This window comes from Stenotrophomonas sp. (genome assembly GCF_035634915.1).
Taxonomy (GTDB): Bacteria; Pseudomonadota; Gammaproteobacteria; order Xanthomonadales; family Xanthomonadaceae; genus Stenotrophomonas.
The window spans coordinates 64641-81724 of the sequence record NZ_DASQCB010000019.1; the positions used below are offsets into that span (position 1 = coordinate 64641).

Annotated in this window: 15 protein-coding genes and 1 other RNA gene; 10 read left to right on the forward strand and 6 right to left on the reverse strand. The window is 67.0% G+C overall.

What is annotated here, in order from left to right:
- The first annotated feature begins 52 nt into the window (after positions 1-52).
- The 7 genes from VER16_RS15740 to VER16_RS15770 all read left to right on the forward strand — a co-directional run bounded on the left by VER16_RS15740 (position 53) and on the right by VER16_RS15770 (position 8290).
- Positions 53-280 carry a hypothetical protein gene (locus VER16_RS15740; protein ID WP_324809641.1) on the forward strand — a complete coding sequence of 76 codons (228 nt, stop codon included), beginning with the start codon at positions 53-55 and terminating at the stop codon, positions 278-280.
- Positions 277-1047 carry an SDR family NAD(P)-dependent oxidoreductase gene (locus VER16_RS15745; protein ID WP_324809642.1) on the forward strand — a complete coding sequence of 257 codons (771 nt, stop codon included), beginning with the start codon at positions 277-279 and terminating at the stop codon, positions 1045-1047. Before VER16_RS15740 ends, VER16_RS15745 begins: the two co-directional genes overlap by 4 nt.
- Before the next feature lie 91 nt (positions 1048-1138).
- Complete coding sequence (locus VER16_RS15750; RefSeq protein WP_108764815.1) at positions 1139-2362, forward strand: efflux RND transporter periplasmic adaptor subunit; 1224 nt, start codon at positions 1139-1141, stop codon at positions 2360-2362.
- Between the two features lie 127 nt (positions 2363-2489).
- The gene (locus tag VER16_RS15755; RefSeq protein ID WP_324809643.1) at positions 2490-5660 is read left to right on the forward strand and encodes a multidrug efflux RND transporter permease subunit; all 3171 of its coding nucleotides are present in this window, start codon (positions 2490-2492) and stop codon (positions 5658-5660) included.
- 63 nt (positions 5661-5723) lie between these two features.
- Positions 5724-6461: an SDR family oxidoreductase gene (locus VER16_RS15760; RefSeq protein WP_324809644.1), complete on the forward strand. Its 738-nt coding sequence runs from the start codon at positions 5724-5726 to the stop codon at positions 6459-6461.
- A complete protein-coding gene (locus VER16_RS15765; RefSeq protein WP_324809645.1) occupies positions 6455-7876 on the forward strand; it encodes an efflux transporter outer membrane subunit in 1422 nt (473 codons plus the stop codon). Before VER16_RS15760 ends, VER16_RS15765 begins: the two co-directional genes overlap by 7 nt.
- A 150-nt stretch (positions 7877-8026) precedes the next feature.
- Entirely contained in the window at positions 8027-8290 is a 264-nt protein-coding gene (locus VER16_RS15770; RefSeq protein ID WP_324809646.1) for a hypothetical protein, read from the forward strand.
- Positions 8291-8323: 33 nt separating this feature from the next.
- On the opposite strand, the gene VER16_RS15775 is transcribed toward VER16_RS15770, so the two are convergent.
- From VER16_RS15775 to VER16_RS15785, 3 genes are all read right to left on the reverse strand, one after another.
- Complete coding sequence (locus tag VER16_RS15775; protein WP_324809647.1) at positions 8324-9181, reverse strand: endonuclease/exonuclease/phosphatase family protein; 858 nt, start codon at positions 9179-9181, stop codon at positions 8324-8326.
- Between the two features lie 135 nt (positions 9182-9316).
- Entirely contained in the window at positions 9317-9556 is a 240-nt protein-coding gene (locus VER16_RS15780) for a hypothetical protein (protein WP_324809648.1), read from the reverse strand.
- Positions 9557-9621: 65 nt separating this feature from the next.
- Complete coding sequence (locus VER16_RS15785; RefSeq protein WP_324809649.1) at positions 9622-9861, reverse strand: hypothetical protein; 240 nt, start codon at positions 9859-9861, stop codon at positions 9622-9624.
- Between the two features lie 189 nt (positions 9862-10050).
- On the opposite strand from VER16_RS15785, the gene VER16_RS15790 reads away from it, so the two are divergent.
- The gene (locus VER16_RS15790; protein ID WP_324809650.1) at positions 10051-12159 is read left to right on the forward strand and encodes a TonB-dependent receptor; all 2109 of its coding nucleotides are present in this window, start codon (positions 10051-10053) and stop codon (positions 12157-12159) included.
- 18 nt (positions 12160-12177) lie between these two features.
- On the opposite strand, the gene VER16_RS15795 is transcribed toward VER16_RS15790, so the two are convergent.
- Positions 12178-14187, reverse strand: a complete 2010-nt coding sequence (locus VER16_RS15795) for an alpha/beta hydrolase (RefSeq protein ID WP_324809651.1) — start codon at positions 14185-14187, stop codon at positions 12178-12180.
- Between the two features lie 121 nt (positions 14188-14308).
- Here VER16_RS15795 and VER16_RS15800 point away from each other — a divergent pair, with 121 nt between their 5' ends.
- Positions 14309-14764 (forward strand): isoprenylcysteine carboxylmethyltransferase family protein, encoded by a 456-nt coding sequence (locus VER16_RS15800; protein WP_324809652.1) that lies wholly within the window; start codon positions 14309-14311, stop codon positions 14762-14764.
- Positions 14765-14841: 77 nt separating this feature from the next.
- On the opposite strand, the gene VER16_RS15805 is transcribed toward VER16_RS15800, so the two are convergent.
- Positions 14842-15216, reverse strand: coding sequence for an NINE protein (locus tag VER16_RS15805; RefSeq protein ID WP_324809653.1), 375 nt, complete (start codon positions 15214-15216; stop codon positions 14842-14844).
- A 154-nt stretch (positions 15217-15370) separates the two neighbouring features.
- Positions 15371-15763: a transfer-messenger RNA gene (gene ssrA / locus VER16_RS15810) on the reverse strand.
- 250 nt (positions 15764-16013) lie between these two features.
- Here ssrA and VER16_RS15815 point away from each other — a divergent pair.
- Positions 16014-17033 (forward strand): hypothetical protein, encoded by a 1020-nt coding sequence (locus VER16_RS15815; protein ID WP_324809654.1) that lies wholly within the window; start codon positions 16014-16016, stop codon positions 17031-17033.
- Positions 17034-17084: the final 51 nt, after the last annotated feature.

Here is a 17084-nt window from a genome sequence, read left to right on the forward strand (position 1 = left end):
TAAAGGTTTGAGGTCTATCGTGGCGCCATTCGTGAAATGGAGCCCATTCCCCATGAGCCTGCGCAACATTCTTGCCCACTTCCGGCGTGCCGGCCAGAACGCTCTGGACCAGGCGATGACCGTCGAAGCCCGCCCCAGTTCCTTGGTACACAAGGATTTCCGGGAGTTCACCGCACCGGTCCGTAGCCAGCGCGGCAGTTCGATCCGTCTGGTCCCCCGTCAGGGCGACCGACTGCGTCGAATTGGGACTATCCCGGATATGGGAGGAAATGTCCCGTGAATGGGATTCTGACGCCCGAGGTCCTGGTCCTCGGCGGCACCGGTGCCGTCGGCCAGGGCGTGGTCGGCGCCCTGCTGGAGGCCGGCAGTCCGGTTCTGGTGGTGGGGCGCGACCCGGGCCGACTGGCGGCACTGCACGAGCAGTTCGCCGATGAGCCGGGCCTGCAGACGATGCTGGGTTCGCTCAGCGACGACGGCTCGGCGCGGGCACTGGCCGAACGCGTGGCGCAGCGTCCGCGCCCGCTGGCGGCCGTGGTCGCGGCCATGGGCGGCCCATACAACCGCGGCCGCGTCATCGACCGCAGTGGTGACGCCCTGCTGGGTGCCGTGCAGGCCGACCTGATGCCGCACGCCCACGCGGTGCGCCACCTGCTGCCGCTGCTGCAGGACAACCCGCACGCCCGCCGCTACGTGATGATCGGCAGCCCCGCCGGCGCCAAGCCCTGGGCCGGCTACGGCGAAACCTCCATCACCACGGCAGCGCTGCGCATGTACGCGCAGGTGGTGCACCAGGAAGCGCAGGCACTGGGCGTGCGTGCGCAGATGCTGGAAGTGTGCAGCCCCGTGTGCACCCCGGCCAATGCGGCCAATGCCTGCATCGAGTGGCCCAGCTCGCTGCTGGTCGGTCGCCGCGTGGTGTCCCTGCTGGATGGATGCCGCGACAACCGCGCCATCGTCCGCTGCGACAGCAGCGATGCGGAACTGCCGCGCGGCCTGTTGAACCTCGACCTGCCACCGCTGTGGCGCGACACCGCAGGCGTTGCTTGACCTCAACCATCGTTGAGGTCGCAGGCTACGCCGCCGATTCACCGATCTTCGATTTCTACGTACTACCACCCCTTCCGTACGGATGCATGCCATGACTTCCCCCAACACCACCCCACACCGTTTCCGCCATCGCCTGGCAATGGCCGGCGTGTCGATCCTCGCAGCGGCGGTGCTGGCCGCCTGCAGTGGCGGCCATGCCGAAGAGGCCGGCGCGCCGCCGCCGCCGCAGGTCAGCGCCGCCCCGGTGCTGGTCAAGCCGATCAGCCAGTGGGACGAATTCAGCGGCCGCGTCGAGGCCGTGCAGAGCGTCGAGCTGCGCCCGCGCGTCTCCGGCTACATCGACAAGGTCAACTACGTGGAAGGCGAAGAAGTGAAGAAGGGCGCCGTCCTGTTCACCATCGACGCCCGCAGCTACCAGGCCGAGTACGATCGCGCCGCCGCCGAACTGGCCCGCGCCCGCACCCAGGCCAGCCTGGCCCGCAGCGAATCGGAGCGGGCCAAGCGCCTGTCCGAGCAGCAGGCCATCTCCACCGAGACCGCCGAACAGCGTCGCGCCGCGGCCGACCAGTCCGGTGCCGCGGTGCAGGCCGCGCAGGCCGCCCTGGATGCCGCCCGCCTCAACCTGGAATTCACCAAGGTGCGTGCGCCCATCGATGGCCGTGCCGGTCGTGCGATGGTCACCGCCGGCAACCTGGTCACCGCCGGCGACAGTGCCAGCGTACTGACCACGCTGGTCTCGCTGGACACGGTGTTCGTGTACTTCGATGCCGACGAAAGCACCTTCCTGCGCTACGCCCAGATGGCCCGCAAGGGCGAACGCCCGAGCGAGCGTGACAGCGAACTGCCGGTGAAGGTCGGCCTGTCCGGTGAAGAGGGTTACCCGCACACCGGCAAGGTCGACTTCCTCGACAACCAGGTGGCCCGCAGCACCGGCACCATCCGCGTCCGCGCGCTGCTGGACAACGCCGACCGCCAGTTCACCCCGGGCCTGTTCGCCCGCGTGCAGCTGCTCGGCAGCGGCCAGTTCCAGGCCATGCTGATCGACGACAAGGCCGTACTGACCGACCAGGACCGCAAGTACGTGTACGTGGTGGACAAGGATGGCAAGGCCCAGCGCCGCGACATCCAGCTCGGCCGCACCGCCGAAGGCCTGCGCATCGTCGAACACGGCCTGGCCGCCGGTGACAAGGTCATCATCGACGGCGTGCAGAAGGTCTTCATGCCGGGCATGCCGGTGCAGGCCAAGGCGGTGGCGATGCAGCCCTCGCCGGCACCTGCGCCGGGCCGCGATGCCACCGCTGCCCTGAATCGCTGATCCGCCGTCTCCTGATCCACGTTTCCGCTTAGCTGCCGGCGCCAGCGGCAGCCTTCCCTGCCTTCGTCATTTTGACGAGGGGCAGGGCGGCTGTTGCCCGTCGACGGCATTTCCCAGGAATTCCTCCATGGACTTTTCCCGTTTCTTCATCGACAGGCCGATCTTCGCGGCGGTGCTGTCGATCGTGATCTTCGCCGCCGGCCTGATCTCGATCCCGTTGCTGCCGATCGGCGAGTACCCCGAAGTGGTGCCGCCGTCGGTGGTCGTGCGCACGGTCTACCCGGGCGCCAACCCCAAGGTCATCGCTGAAACCGTGGCCACCCCGCTGGAAGAGGCGATCAACGGCGTCGAGGGCATGATGTACCTCAAGTCGGTGGCCGGCTCCGATGGCGTGCTGCAGATGACCGTCACCTTCCGCCCGGGCACCGACCCGGACGCGGCGGCGGTGAAGGTGCAGAACCGCGTGGCACAGGCGCAGGCGCGTCTGCCCGAGGACGTGCGCCGGCAGGGTGTGACCACCCAGAAGCAGTCGCCGACCTTCCTGATGGTGGTGCACCTGACCTCGCCCAATGGCAAGTACGACACCCTGTACCTGCGCAACTACGCCCGCCTGCACGTCAAGGACGCGCTGGCCCGTATTCCGGGCGTGGGTGATGCGCAGATCTTCGGTGGCGGTGACTACGCCATGCGCGCCTGGCTGGACCCGGACAAGGTGGCCTCGCGCGGCCTGACCGCCAGCGACGTGGTCGCCGCCATGCGCGAGCAGAACGTGCAGGTCTCGGCCGGCCAGCTCGGTGCGGAACCGCTGCCCAACAGCCAGTTCCTGACCCTGATCAATGCCCAGGGCCGCCTGAAGTCCGAGAAGGAATTCGGCGACATCGTTCTCAAGAGCGGCACCGATGGCGAGATCGTGCGCCTGTCCGATGTGGCCCGCGTGGAACTGGGCGCCGGCGACTACACCCTGCGCTCGCAGCTGGACGGCAAGAACGCCGTGGGCATCGGCATCTTCCAGGCACCGGGCGCCAACGCGCTGGAAATCCGTGATGCGGTCATCGGCACCATGGACGAGATGCAGAAGACCATGCCGTCCGACGTGAAGTACGAAGCGGTGTATGACACCACCATCTTCGTGCGTGACTCGATCAAGGCCGTGGTCTCCACCCTGCTCGAAGCCATCGCCCTGGTGGTGCTGGTGGTGATCCTGTTCCTGCAGACCTGGCGTGCCTCGATCATTCCGCTGATCGCCGTGCCGGTGTCGGTGGTGGGTACCTTCGCTGCGCTGTACCTGCTGGGTTTCTCGATCAACACGCTGAGCCTGTTCGGCCTGGTGCTGGCGATCGGCATCGTGGTCGACGATGCGATCGTGGTCGTCGAAAACGTTGAACGCAACATCGAGGAAGGCCTCACCCCACTCGCAGCGGCCCACCAGGCCATGCGCGAAGTGTCCGGCCCGATCATCGCGATCGCCCTGGTGCTGTGCGCCGTGTTCGTGCCGATGGCCTTCCTGTCCGGCGTCACCGGCCAGTTCTACAAGCAGTTCGCGGTCACCATCGCCATTTCCACGGTGATCTCGGCGATCAACTCGCTGACCCTGTCGCCGGCCCTGGCCGCGCGCCTGCTGAAGCCGCATGACGCTGCCAAGGATGCGCCGACGCGCATCATCGACCGCCTGTTCGGCTGGGTGTTCCGTCCGTTCAACCGCTTCTTCAAGTCCAGTTCGGAAAAGTACGAGCGTGGCGTGTCGAAGATCCTCGGCCGTCGTGGTGCGGTGTTCGTGGTCTACGCGATCCTGCTGGTCGGTACCGGCATGATCTTCAAGCTGGTGCCGCCGGGCTTCATCCCGACCCAGGACAAGCTGTACCTGATCGCCGGCGTGAAGCTGCCGGAAGGCTCGTCGATCGCCCGTACCGATGAAATGCTGCGCAAGGTCGCCAGGATCGCCCAGGAAACCGATGGCGTTGCCCACACCATTTCGTTCCCGGGCCTGAACGCGCTGCAGTTCACCAACACGCCCAACACCGGCGTGGCGTTCATTCCGCTCAAGCCGTTCGCCGAGCGTCATGGCCGTACCGCTGCGCAGATCAATGCCGAGATCAACCAGAAGATCGCCGGGCTGCAGGAAGGCTTCGCCTTCGCGATGATGCCGCCGCCGATCCTCGGCCTGGGCAACGGCAACGGCTACCAGATGTTCATCCAGGACCGTGGCAACCTGGGTTACGGCGCGTTGCAGAATGCCGTGCAGGCGATGCAGGGCACCGTCGCGCAGACCCCGGGCATGGCCTTCCCGATCACCAGCTACCAGGCCAACGTGCCGCAGCTGGATGCGGAAGTGGACCGCGTCAAGGCCAAGGCCCAGGGCGTGCAGCTCACCGAGCTGTTCGACACCCTGCAGACCTACCTGGGTTCGGCCTACGTCAACGACTTCAACCAGTTCGGTCGTACCTGGCAGGTGATCGCCCAGGCCGATGGCCCGTTCCGCGAGAGCGTCGAAGACATCGGCAAGCTGCGTACCCGCAATGATCGCGGCGAGATGGTGCCGATCGGTTCGATGGTCACCGTCAAGCAGACCTTCGGCCCGGACCCGGTGCTGCGCTTCAACGGCTACCCGGCCGCCGACCTGGCCGGTGAAGCCGATCCGCGCCTGCTGTCCTCGGCCGAAGCGATGAACAAGCTGACCGAGATCGCCGGCAAGGTGCTGCCGGTGGGCATGACCACCGAATGGACCGACCTGAGCTACCAGCAGGCCACCCAGGGCAAGGCTGCCTTCATCGTGTTCCCGGTGGCGATCATGCTGGCCTTCCTGGTGCTGGCGGCGCTGTACGAAAGCTGGTCGCTGCCGCTGGCGGTGATCCTGATCGTGCCGATGACCCTGCTGTCGGCCCTGTTTGGCGTGTGGATGACCGGTGGTGACAACAACGTGTTCGTGCAGGTCGGCCTGGTGGTGCTGATGGGCCTGGCGTGCAAGAACGCGATCCTGATCGTCGAGTTCGCTCGAGAACTGGAAATGGGCGGCAAGGGCATCGTTGAAGCGGCGCTGGAAGCCTGCCGCCTGCGTCTGCGTCCGATCGTGATGACCTCCATCGCGTTCATCGCCGGCACCGTGCCGCTGGTGCTGTCCCACGGTGCAGGCGCCGAAGTGCGCTCTGTCACCGGCATCACGGTGTTTGCCGGCATGCTGGGCGTGACCCTGTTCGGTCTGTTCCTGACCCCGGTGTTCTACGTGGCCCTGCGCAAGTTCGTCACCCGCAACGGCGGTGGCCAGCTGGTGCAGCACGGCGATCCCACCCTCCATCACTGACATGCACTCCCGCGGTCGCCGCCCCGAGCGGCGGCCGCTTCCCCCAAACCAAGGCATGAATCCATGAACACCCATCAGAACAAGATCGCGCTGGTCACCGGCGCCACCCGTGGCATCGGCCTGGAAACCGTGCGCCAGCTGGCCCAGGCCGGCGTGCACACGCTGCTGGCCGGCCGCAAGCGCGAGACCGCGGTGGAGCAGGCATTGCTGCTGCAGGGCGAAGGCCTGCCGGTGGAAGCCATCCAGCTGGACGTGACCGATGCCGCCAGCATCGCCGAGGCCGTCGAGCAGGTGCGCCAGCGCCACGGCCGCCTGGACATCCTGGTCAACAACGCCGGCATCATGATCGAGAACCCGGCGCAGGCGCCGTCCGAGCAGTCGCTGGATACCTGGCACCGCACCTTCGACACCAACGTGTTCGCGCTGGTCGCGGTCACCCAGGCCTTCCTGCCGCTGGTCAAGCAGGCCAAGTCCGGCCGCATCGTCAACGTGTCCAGCATGCTCGGCTCGCAGACCCTGCACGCCGACCCGACGTCGGGCATCTACGATTTCAAGGTTCCCGCCTACAACGCCTCCAAGGCAGCGGTGAACAGCTGGACGCTGGCCCTGGCCTACGAGCTGCGCAACACGCCGATCAAGGTCAACACCGTGCACCCCGGCTACGTGAAGACCGACATGAACGGTGGCAACGGCGAGATCGAGATCAGCGAGGGCGCGCGTTCCAGCGTGGAAATGGCGCTGATCGGCGAAGCCGGTGCCAGCGGCAGCTTCACCTACCTGGGCGAGGTGCTGCCATGGTGATCCGCACGTTGGCGGTGGCCATCTCCAGCCTGGTGCTGGCAGGGTGTGTCAGCGTCGGCCCCAACTACACGGCCCCGGCGCAGGAGCCGGTGGTCCTGCAGGGCGCGCAGCAGGCGGTGTTCACCACCGCTTCGCCGGTGGCCAGCTGGTGGGCCCAGTTCGATGATCCGGTGCTGGAAGAACTGGTGCACGGCGCACTGTCGGAGAACCTGGACCTGCGCGTGGCCGTGGCCCGCGTCAGCCAGGCCCGCGCGGTATTCGTCGAAAGCCGCTTCGACCAGGCCCCGCACATCACCGCTGACGGCAGCTACGACCGCCGCAGGCAACCCGATCCGCAGCTGGGTGGGCAGCGGGTGTTCAGTGAAAGCTACCAGCTCGGCTTCGATGCGGGCTGGGAGCTGGATCTGTTCGGCCGCAAGCGCCGTGCTGCAGAAGCCGCACGCGCCGATCTCGGTGCCGAGCAGGCCAATCTGGCCGATGCGCAGGTGCTGGTCGCCGCCGAAGTGGCACGCAACTACTTCGAGCTGCGCGGTACCCAGAAACGCATCGCGGTGGCCCAGCACACGCTGGAAAACCTGCGCGATACGCAGAAACTGACCGAAGCACGCTGGGAGCTGGGTGCCGGCAGCGAACTGGATGTGCAGAGCAGCCGCGCCCGCCTGAAGGCGATCGAGGCCGATATCCCGCTGCTGGAAGTGTCCGAGGCACAGTCGCGCAACCGTCTGGCGGTGCTGCTGGGCCAGCGCCCGGAAGTGCTGACCGCGATGCTGGCGCCGCAGGACGTGCCGGCGTTTGCCAAGGCGCTGCCGCTGGGCGACACCCGCGAACTGCTGCGCCAGCGTGCCGATGTGCGCGTGGCCGAACGTCGCCTTGCTGCCGCCACCGCGCGTGTCGGCGTGGCCACGGCCGACCTGTTCCCGCGGCTGTCGCTGTCCGGTTTCGTGGGCTTCCTCGGCGGCGATGCCAGTGGCCTGGTCAACGGCAACAACAAGGCCTGGTCGCTGACCCCATCCATCAGCTGGGCCGCGTTCGACTTCGGCACCGTGCGCGCACGCCTGCGTGCCAGCAAGGCCGAGGCCGAAGGCGTGGCCGCGCAGTACGAGCAGGCCGTGCTGCTGGCGCTGGAAGACACCGAGAACGCGCTGACGCGCTACGCCAAGCAGCAGGCGCGGCTGGCCATCGTGGTCGAGCAGGCGCAGGCGGCGCGGCGTGCCGAATCGCTTGCGCAGATCCGCTTCCGCGAGGGTTCGGAGGACTTCCTGACCCTGCTGGATGCGCAGCGCACGCAGCTGGCCGCCGACGATGCACTGGCCGCGGCCGAGGCCGAAGTCAACGTCAGTGTGGTCGGTGTCTACAAGGCACTGGGCGGCTGGGGGCAGTCGCCACAGGCAACGAGCGTGGCTCAGGTGCAGTAGGCCCGGGCCTGCAGTACCCGCACGGGGACGGATGCGAAGGCATCCGTCCCCGTGTTGTGTCTGGCCACGTTGCCGCAGTGACGCTTCTGACTCTGCCGGAACGGCCGCCCGCCGTAGTAACTAATAGGCGGATTTCAAGGAGGGGCGGCAATGAATGACGACAAGCAATCAACCCAGCGGCTGCTGTTCGGTGACCCCGGGCTGCCGGGCGCGGGCCTGTCCGTAGCGGTGGTGGCGTTGCTGGTACTGGCCGTGCTGGCCGTGGGCATCGGCTTCCTGCGCCTGCCGGATTCGATGCTTGGGCCGGGCCTGGTCGGCATTGGCCTGTTCCTGGCCATTGGTGCACGCATCTGCCAGGCCCGTGACCAGCACCAGGCGCTGTATCGCCTGCTGGGAGGGCGGCGGCCATCCTGACGATGGCCGCACGCAGGTCATGCCTGCAGTCGATCAGCGCTTCGGCCAGTCCAGTTCAACCACCAGCGGGAAGTGGTCCGAGGGCAGCACGCCGCCGATGCGGCGGTCATCGGTGGTGAAGCGGCGGGCGTGGAAGCCGCGCACCAGCACCCAGTCCAGCTGCACGGTGGCCTTGCCGGTGAAATCGTGGAAGGTCTCGCGCGGGCCCTGCGGTGCCTTCACCTGGGTGCGGGTGTCCTGCAGCACGCGCGTGAAGGCCTTGTAGGTCTCGCTGCCCGGCTCGGTATTGAAATCACCGGTCAGCACCACCGGCAGGTCGGCCGGCAGCGTGCCCAGGCGCGTGGCGATGAGTTCAGCACCCTTGAGGCGGCGTGGCTCGTCCTCGTCGCGGTAGGGCAGGTGGGTGTCCATGAAATAGAAACGACGGCCATCGTCGAGGCGGCGGAACAGTGCCCACGTGACCATGCGCGGGTAGAGGTTGCCCCAGGTGATGCTGCCTGGCACGTCCGGCGTATCGGACAGCCAGAAATCGCCCGACTGCTCGATCGCCAGCACCTTGCTGTCGTAGAACACACCCATGTGCTCGTCGCCCTCGCCACCACGGCGGCCCTGGCCGAACCAGCGGTAGCCGGGCAGGTGGGCGGCCAGGTAGGTCGCCTGTTCCTGCACCAGCTCCTGCGTGCCGATCACGGCCGGATGTGCATCGAGGATGACCTTGACCATCGCATCGCGGCGGTCGTCCCAGCGCTTGCCGGGCTCGGTATCGGCCGGGGTGCGTACGTTGAACGACATCACTTTCAACGGCGCGGGCGGTTGGGCTGCCCAGGCAGCCACGGGCAGAGCAAGGGCCAGCAGTGCGCAGAGTGCAGGCCGGCGAAGACGCGGGAACATCGTGGAATCCCTCCATTCCATGAAAACGGTTTCACGGAGCATGCCATGGAACGGGCGGAGGTGGTGTGCCGGGATGGGCGGCTGGCGAACGCCGGGCGGTCACGGGGGCCGCCCGGCGAACCGGCTGGTGCGCGATCAGGGGTCGTAGATCATCCCGTTTTCGTCGCGGTTGTAGTGGTCGCTGACCTCGCGCGTGCCGTCGTCGTAGATGACGTAGGCCGTGCAGGCCTGGTGGTACTGGCCTCCCATGCGGATGGGCACGCACTCTTCCTCCCATCCGACCACCTCGGCGGCATTCGCCGGGATTGCCGGGGCCATCGCCGCCAGCGCCAGCACGGCGCCGAACGAACTTGCAAGCATCTTCCTGTGCAGCATCGAGCACACTCCTTATGTCAGAGTTCCTGAACGCGCTTTGGAGAGGGCCTCGGAGGCCGACGGCCTCAGTCAGCCGGGATGTACCAGGTACCGTTCTGGTCGATCCAGTACTCCGAGGTGTAGACCGAGCCATCGGGCAGGGTGTGGGTGACCGTGCAGTGCTGGTGCACCACGTTCCATCCCATCCTTACCGGCACGCACTGGGTGGTCGACGTTCCCGGAAGCCCGGCGGCCGAGACACCGGCCGGGGAAATGGCTGCTGCGGCCAACATCAGTGCTGCCAGCGGAGCCAGTTGCAGTTTCATAAGCATCATCCTTGCTTTCTGCAATCGCGCACATGCGCAGGCCCTGTGTAGCACGGAGCGGGCAGGGCGGGTAGTGTCTGCGCAGCGCGCGGCCGTGACGCGATTGACGCATTTCGACACGTCGGGAAAGATACGCCCCTGTTCCGGGCCAGCCATATCGCCACGCCCTCCCCCCCAAGAGGAGTTCACGTGCTGAGATATTCGCGGCTGACGGTCGCCATTTCGTTGCTGGTCTGCGCCCACGCCCACGCCGAACAGGCCCCGCCCGAGGCACAGACGCTGGACAAGGTCGTCGTGACCGCCTCGCGTACCGGCCAGGACGCGGCCACCGCGCCGCAGACCGTGGTCATCATCGGCAAGGAGCAGATCGAGCAGCAGCTGCGCCTCAGCAGCAATTCGTCCGATGTGCTGTCCAGCCTGCTGCCGTCCTACACGCCCAGCCGCGGCAAGATGAACGGCAGTGGCGAGACCCTGCGTGGGCGCACGCCGCTGATCCTGGTCGATGGCATCCCGCAGTCGAACCCGCTGCGCCCGACCGGCCGCGAAGCGCACACCATCGATTACGCGCTGGTGGAGCGCATCGAAGTCATCCAGGGCGCCAATGCCATGAATGGCCTGGGCGCCACCGGCGGCACCATCAACCTCATCACCCGGCGTCCGGAACCGGGTGCGGTCAACCAGCACGTGGGCGTGCAGGCCACGCTGCCCACGTCCGAGGTGCGCGGTGAAACCGCCGGCTACCGCGCCGATTACCGCATCAGCGGCAGCAAGGGAAAGTGGGATTACCTGCTGGGCGCCGGCTATGAAGACCAGGGCCTGTGGGTGGATGGCGATGGCACGCCGATTGGCGTGGATGTCACCCAGGGCGACCTGATGTCGACCCGCGCCTACGACCTGCACGCCAAGCTGGGCTACTGGATCGACGACAACCAGGAACTGCAGTTCAGCAGCAACCGCTACCGCATCAAGTCCAAGGCCGAGTACCTGCCGGTGGCCGGCAACCGCGACCTGGGCATTCCCACCACCTCGGTGCGTGGCACGCCGCCGGGCACCCCGGCCTGGAACGATGCCTGGACCACTGGCCTGAGCTACACCCATCACGACCTGGCGGGCATGGAGCTGAAGGCGATGGTGTTCAACCAGGAATTCGAAGGCCTGTTCGGCGCCGACAATTCGTCCACCTTCCAGGACCCGCTGATCGCACCGGTCGGGACCTTGTATGACCAGTCGCGCTCGACCGCCTCCAAGTGGGGCTCCAAGACCAGCCTGGGCCGCGATGACCTGCTCGGCGGCGACCTGAAGATCACCGCTGGCGTGGACACGCTGCGCGACAGTGGCAAGCAGGATCTGTACGGCACCGGCCGCACCTACGTGCCCGATTCGCGCTACAGCAGCGTGGCCGGCTTCGTGCAGGCCGACTACAAGTTGCTGCCGCAGCTGACCGTGCAGGGCGGCTGGCGCCGCGAAGAGGCCGACCTGCGCATCGACAGCTACACCACGCTGTACCGCTACAACCGCGTGGCGGTGCAGGGCGGCAAGCTCAAGTTCCGGCAGAACCTGCGCAACATCGGCCTGGTGTACGCGCCGACCGGTCGCTTCAACACCTTCGTCAGCTATTCCGAGGGCTTCGGCATGCCCGATGTCGGCCGCGTGCTGCGTTCGATCAACACGCCGGGCACCAACGTGGAATCGCTGCGTTCCTTGCAGCCGCTGCTGACCCGCAACAGCGAGATCGGCGTGCGCTACCGCTCGCCGTCATGGGAAGCCGAAGCCAGCGCGTTCCAGTCGCGCTCGGAATACGGCACGCGCGTCATCGCAGTCGACGGCGCATTCCAGCTCGCCCGCGAGAAGACGGCCATCGAAGGCCTGGATGCGAGCGTGCGTTATCGTCTGAATGATGCGCACCGCCTCGGCCTGTCCTATGCCTGGACCCGCGGGCGCTACGACAGCAATGCCGATGGCCGGCTCGACGCGCGTCTGGATGGCCTGAACATCGCGCCCAACCGCGTCATCGCCACCTGGTCGGCGCAGTGGACGCCGGAGCTGTCGACGTTCCTGCAGGGGCAGTATGCCTTCAGCCGCACCTTCGACGAAGCCGCCAAGGAGTTCAGCGGCTACGCGCTGTTTGATCTCGGCGTGGACTATCGGCTTGCCAGGGGCAAAGTGAACCTGGGCATCGCCAACCTGCTAGACCGCCAGTACATCACCTACTACTCGCAGAGCGCGCTGATCGAGCCGGCGCGGTATTTTGCCGGGCGTGGGCGCACGGTGACTGTGGGTTACAGCCTGGATTTCTGAGGCAAAGCGCGGGCAGGATCATTCCTGCCCGCTGTCGTGCGCCTGCATGTCCTCATGCAGGATGCGCCGCAGTTCGACGATGGCCGGCGTGGCTTCCTGCACGCTGTGCCCCGATACGATCACCTTTTCCGACACCGCGTTGGGCAGGTGCGAACTCCAGTACGGCACCAGCCCGTCATCGGTCTTTTCCAGCGGGCCATCGGCGCTGGCGCGCGCGATGATCGAGTGATAGCGCACGCGCGGTGACATCGGCAGATCGGCCACCGCTTTCACGAACGGATCGTCCTTGTCCAGGTTCTGGATGCTGTTCATCTGGTAGCCCTGCTTGGCGTCCTTGGCGTCGAAGCTGCCACCATCATCCACGCCGGCCACATCCTCCAGCACGGTCAACGGCAGGCGCACCAGCCGGCCGATCCAGCGGCCGAGCCGGGTGCCGGCCACATCCGTGCCCCGGTGCGGGGTGGCGATGAACACGACCCGCGAAATTTCCGGCTCGGGCTGGAAGGTCAGCAATGGCGCGCCGCGGGTACGCAGCAGTTCCCGCTGCCGGGGGCTCAGCTTGGCCGTCGACAGCAGCGTATCCACCAGGTGATCGCCGGACGAAGACACCAGCAGGCGCGAGATGACCCCGCCCATGCTGTGCGCGACCACCACCATGTCATGCGACGCCTGCGCCTTCCCGGTCGGATCGTAGTGCTGCATCACATCATCCAGCGTGTGCCGGATGGCATCGTGGCTGAGGGCGATGGGCATGTTGGTGGGGTAATAGAACTGCCAGACCTGGAACTCGCGGCGGATCTCGTCGTCGCGCATCAGCTCGTTGGCCACGTTCACCCAGGCTTCCGGGCTGCTGGCCAGGCCATGGATCATCAGCAGCACCCGTCGGTTGGGATCGTACGGCTGCAGCATGAACAGGTGCGGCCGATCAATGCCGCCCTTGCTGCCGAACAGGCTGCGCAGCGACTGCCGGCTGAAATTGGCGCGCGCCAGCCACAACGCGTAGCCGGCGGTGAAGTTGGCGGCCAAGGGCACCTTCTGCCCATGCAGTTCAACGGCCGCGATCTGGTAGGGATCATGGATCTCGATCGTGGGCGTTTCATCGTGCAGGACTTCCCACAGGTTGGCGCCGGAGAACCGCAGCAGCACGGTTATCGACGGCGAAGGCATGCCGCTCCAGCGTTGAGCCGAAGGCGCATCATCAGTCGCCGCTTTACCGTTCCCGTGTGCCACCGCCAAGCCGTCGCTGGCCGGGTCCGCCATGACCGCCACCAGCTCGGCGCCAAAGCCATCGCGCCGCTGCACCCGGCGCAGGGTGCCGGTGAAGGACAGCGAGGCGGCTGGCACCAGTTCGATGGGCTGGCGGGTGTCCTGCACCACGCCGGTGTCTGCCGGCGCCAGCACGAAGGTCCAGCGGCCCAGCTGCAGGCGGCCATCCTCATTGCGCACCTGCTGGCTGGAATAGGCGTCGAACAGCATCACCGCCGCTTCCTGCGCGGCCAGGTTGTAGTAGTCGCGCACCTGGGTCTGGCGATCCTCGAAGCCGCGCTGGTTGGCGGTGCGTTCGGTGAAGAACAGATACGCATAGGACTGGCGCGCCACCTGCATCCACGCATCCAGCCGCGGCTGGAAGCCGGCATCGGCCACGATCATGGCCGGCGTGGTGCCGCGCTTGGCCTTGGGCGCGGGCATCGCCATCGCCTGCTGCAGCCACAGTTCTGCCAGGGTCGAGCGCTTGTCCTCCTCGCGCACCACGATGCTTGCTTCCATCGCCTCGATGCAGGGCAGGCCAGGCTTCGCGCAGGTGGTCTCGTCCAGGCCGGCCACCCGCAGTGTCTCCATCGTGGCCGCGCTCAGCCTGCCACTGGTGAGGATGTCGCCGCGCTTGAGCGCGATGTACTGGCCCGGGGTGACCGAGGCCACCTGCACCGAGGGGCCGAACTGGCGCAGCGTGGCGCAGCCGCTCAGCAGGAGCAGCGCGGTGATGATGAGGGTCGTGTGGCGGATGACGCCGATGCCCGTGGTTGCCATGCGATCCTCCAGCGCGGTCGCGCCACTCTAGCGGCCGGGGTGTCAACGCGGAAGCACAGGGTTGAACGCGCGCTGCACGGACTGTGACACCATCGCCGGCAGTGCTTTTCAGGGACCGACGATGCACCTGCTGGAAACGCGGATTCCGCCGCCGCTGCTGATGCTGCTGTCTGGGGTACTGGGGTATCTGATGGGCCGGGCGTGGCCGTGGCCTGCGCTGGCCGTGCCGGCCTGGGTCGCAGCACTCGTGGTGCTGGCAGGGCTGGCCCTGAACCTGCTGCCCAAGCTGGCCTTCCGCCGCGCACGGACCTCGGTCAACCCGCTGCGCCCGGCGGCGGCCACCGCGCTGGTCACCGGCGGCATCTACCGCTACAGCCGCAACCCGATGTACCTGGGGCAGGCGCTGGTGCTGCTGGGGGCCATGCTGTGGCTGGGCAGTGCGGCGGCACTGCTGGTGGTGCCGCTGTTCGTCGGCTGGATCACCCGTTTCCAGATCGTGCCCGAAGAGCGGGTGCTGTCCGCCCGGTTTGGCGCCGACCATGCTGCCTTCCGGCGCGAGGTGCGGCGCTGGCTGTAGGGCAGGGAGGCGTCCTGGACGGGCAGCCGGGGTCCTGGCCAGGCCCGCAGGTAATTGCGCGGGGCAATAGCCGGAACTCAGACCATGCGCACACCGGCGGCGTCGGTGTCGACGGTGATGACCTCGATCAGCGCCCACAGTGCGGTGATGAACAGGCCGATCAGCAGCCAGCCCAGCAACAGCGTGATCAACAGCTGTGCAACGGCACGGCCGTGGTAGCCGGCGTAGAAGTTGTGGATGCCCAGCCCACCCAGGAACAGGCCCAGCAGGACGTAGGCGACACGGGCGCGGGCGACCGGTTGCGGCTGCGCGTAGGGGGCCGCGTACACCGGTGCCACATGCAGCGGCGGCGGGGTCGGACGGCTGGCGCCGACAGGGGCGCCGCAGCCGACACAGCTGGCCGCCTTGTCACTGACTTCGCGACCACATTCCAAGCAACTGATCAACGCCATCGTTCTGTTCCCTGTGCTGGGCGGGGTGTCCGCCGGTCCAAAGGGACATTATCGGTTGTACTGAGGGGAATGCGGCCATCACGCGGGCAACAAAAAAGCCGGACCCCAATCGACGGGAGTGTCCGGCTTTTCGTGCCCCGAAGGGCGGTACAGATGGTGGAGGTGGGCGGAATTGAACCGCCGTCCGAAGGCACTCCATCCCCAGCACTACATGCTTAGCTCACCGTTGGATCTCGCCCCCGAGCAGCACGGTGTGCAAAGCGCACCCGGGGACCAGCCTGTTGTGTTCTAGTGCCGGACTGACAGGCAGCCGCCCAGCGCGATTCCATGATAATGACTCTACGCTGCGAGCATGGACACAAGCAGTTTCGAGGCTCCGCCTAAGTCGGCAGAAGGTCACGCACCGCAGTTTTTAGGCTGCGAGAGCGACCGGAGCGTAGTTGTCGTCGTTGGCAACTAGAGTTTTGCAGCTGGATTTACGAGGACAGCTACCCCCTCGGCATGCGCCAAGCGACTTCACAACCCCCGTCGAAACCAATGCACCCCCGGTTTCTTCAAGTCCTGCGAGGCTTTCAGGTGTCTGGTTGCCCAGAGACCCGCCCAACGAGCGCAATGGTACGGCAATCTTCCTGAACAGTCACGTCCGGCCCGGTGCGGGTCTGGCCGCATCTGTGCCGATGGACACGTTGTGGCGCCCGTGCGCGCCGTGCTCGAATCGAGCCCTTCAGCCTTCGGGGAGCATGCGGATGTCACTCAGGTCGCGGGCAGTACGGGGCGCGTGGATCGTCGTTCTGCTGATGCTGCCCCCGTGGGCGTACGCCGAGCCAGCCAGCCATGCGCCACAGCCCGCTCCCCTGGTGACGGTGGGCTATGACGAGACCTTTGATCTGTTCAATCTGCTGGACAACCTGGCCGATTGGCTGCCGGGCTATACCAGCGCGATCTACCAGCAGGATTGGGAACGCCGCTTTGGGCTGGATGCGCAGGATCGTGCGGCACTTGAGGCCTACGCCCGGTTCCGCCAGCGTACCTCGCCCATGGCCCGTGGTGACGACGCGGCGCGGCCCGTGGTGGATCGCCTGTTTGCTGGCAGCGACACCCGCGTCGGCGATCCCTATACCCGCCATTTCCAGGATGCCGCGTCATTCCACGCTGCCGCCAAGGCTGCAATTGCTGCCCAGGCACCTGCCGACCGCGAGCTGTTGCGGCGCTATTACGCGCGCTTCGAACCCCGTGCCCGCGAACTGCTGGCAGGGGCTGGACGCTTCACCCGGCAGCAGGACGCCTTGACCCGGGAGCTGGCGGCGCCGGAGGCCGCCGCGTTCGTTGCGCGCATGCGCACGTTCTATGGCACCGAAGCTGTGCCGGTCTTCCAGGTGCGTTTTGTGTGGTGGCCATACACCAACCGCACCCAGGCCAAACTGCGCGGCGGTGCCATCGTGCTGTTCTCGCCGCTGGGCGTGGATGACGACTGGGGGCCGATCGTGCTGCACGAGTACGCGCATTTCCTTTCCGCAGGCCAGTCTGCGGCCAACCGGGAGACGCTGGCGGCGGCGTTCGCGCGGTTGTGCCCGGCCGCCCTGGCGCTGCCCAATCCGTTGAACGCGCTGGAAGAGCCATTGGCCATCTACTGGGCGCAGTACCGCTTTGAGCAGGAGGTGCGGGGTCAGCCACTGCCCACTACGACCTCGTGGTATGTGCAGCCGCATGCCGACCGCGCGGCGAAGGCCATCGCGGCCGCGTTTCCAGCCGATCGTCCTGCGCCGGCGCTGGCTGCAGGCCCGCTGTTGCAGGCCGCCGCGTCGGTCTGCGAGTGAGATCGGGCGATTGCCGCACGGCCGTCATAGCGGATTGCTAACTTCGTTGGG

Excerpts from the sequence above, each read along its gene's own strand:
- VER16_RS15775 (WP_324809647.1), bottom strand. The coding sequence starts at position 9,181 with ATGTTCCCGCGTCTTCGCCGGCCTGCACTCTGCGCACTGCTGGCCCTT.
- VER16_RS15780 (WP_324809648.1), bottom strand. The coding sequence starts at position 9,556 with ATGCTGCACAGGAAGATGCTTGCAAGTTCGTTCGGCGCCGTGCTGGCG.
- VER16_RS15755 (WP_324809643.1), top strand. The coding sequence starts at position 2,490 with ATGGACTTTTCCCGTTTCTTCATCGACAGGCCGATCTTCGCGGCGGTG.
- VER16_RS15760 (WP_324809644.1), top strand. The coding sequence starts at position 5,724 with ATGAACACCCATCAGAACAAGATCGCGCTGGTCACCGGCGCCACCCGT.
- VER16_RS15750 (WP_108764815.1), top strand. The coding sequence starts at position 1,139 with ATGACTTCCCCCAACACCACCCCACACCGTTTCCGCCATCGCCTGGCA.
- VER16_RS15805 (WP_324809653.1), bottom strand. The coding sequence starts at position 15,216 with ATGGCGTTGATCAGTTGCTTGGAATGTGGTCGCGAAGTCAGTGACAAG.
- VER16_RS15815 (WP_324809654.1), top strand. The coding sequence starts at position 16,014 with ATGCTGCCCCCGTGGGCGTACGCCGAGCCAGCCAGCCATGCGCCACAG.
- VER16_RS15740 (WP_324809641.1), top strand. The coding sequence starts at position 53 with ATGAGCCTGCGCAACATTCTTGCCCACTTCCGGCGTGCCGGCCAGAAC.
- VER16_RS15785 (WP_324809649.1), bottom strand. The coding sequence starts at position 9,861 with ATGAAACTGCAACTGGCTCCGCTGGCAGCACTGATGTTGGCCGCAGCA.
- VER16_RS15770 (WP_324809646.1), top strand. The coding sequence starts at position 8,027 with ATGAATGACGACAAGCAATCAACCCAGCGGCTGCTGTTCGGTGACCCC.
- VER16_RS15800 (WP_324809652.1), top strand. The coding sequence starts at position 14,309 with ATGCACCTGCTGGAAACGCGGATTCCGCCGCCGCTGCTGATGCTGCTG.
- VER16_RS15795 (WP_324809651.1), bottom strand. The coding sequence starts at position 14,187 with ATGGCAACCACGGGCATCGGCGTCATCCGCCACACGACCCTCATCATC.
- VER16_RS15765 (WP_324809645.1), top strand. The coding sequence starts at position 6,455 with ATGGTGATCCGCACGTTGGCGGTGGCCATCTCCAGCCTGGTGCTGGCA.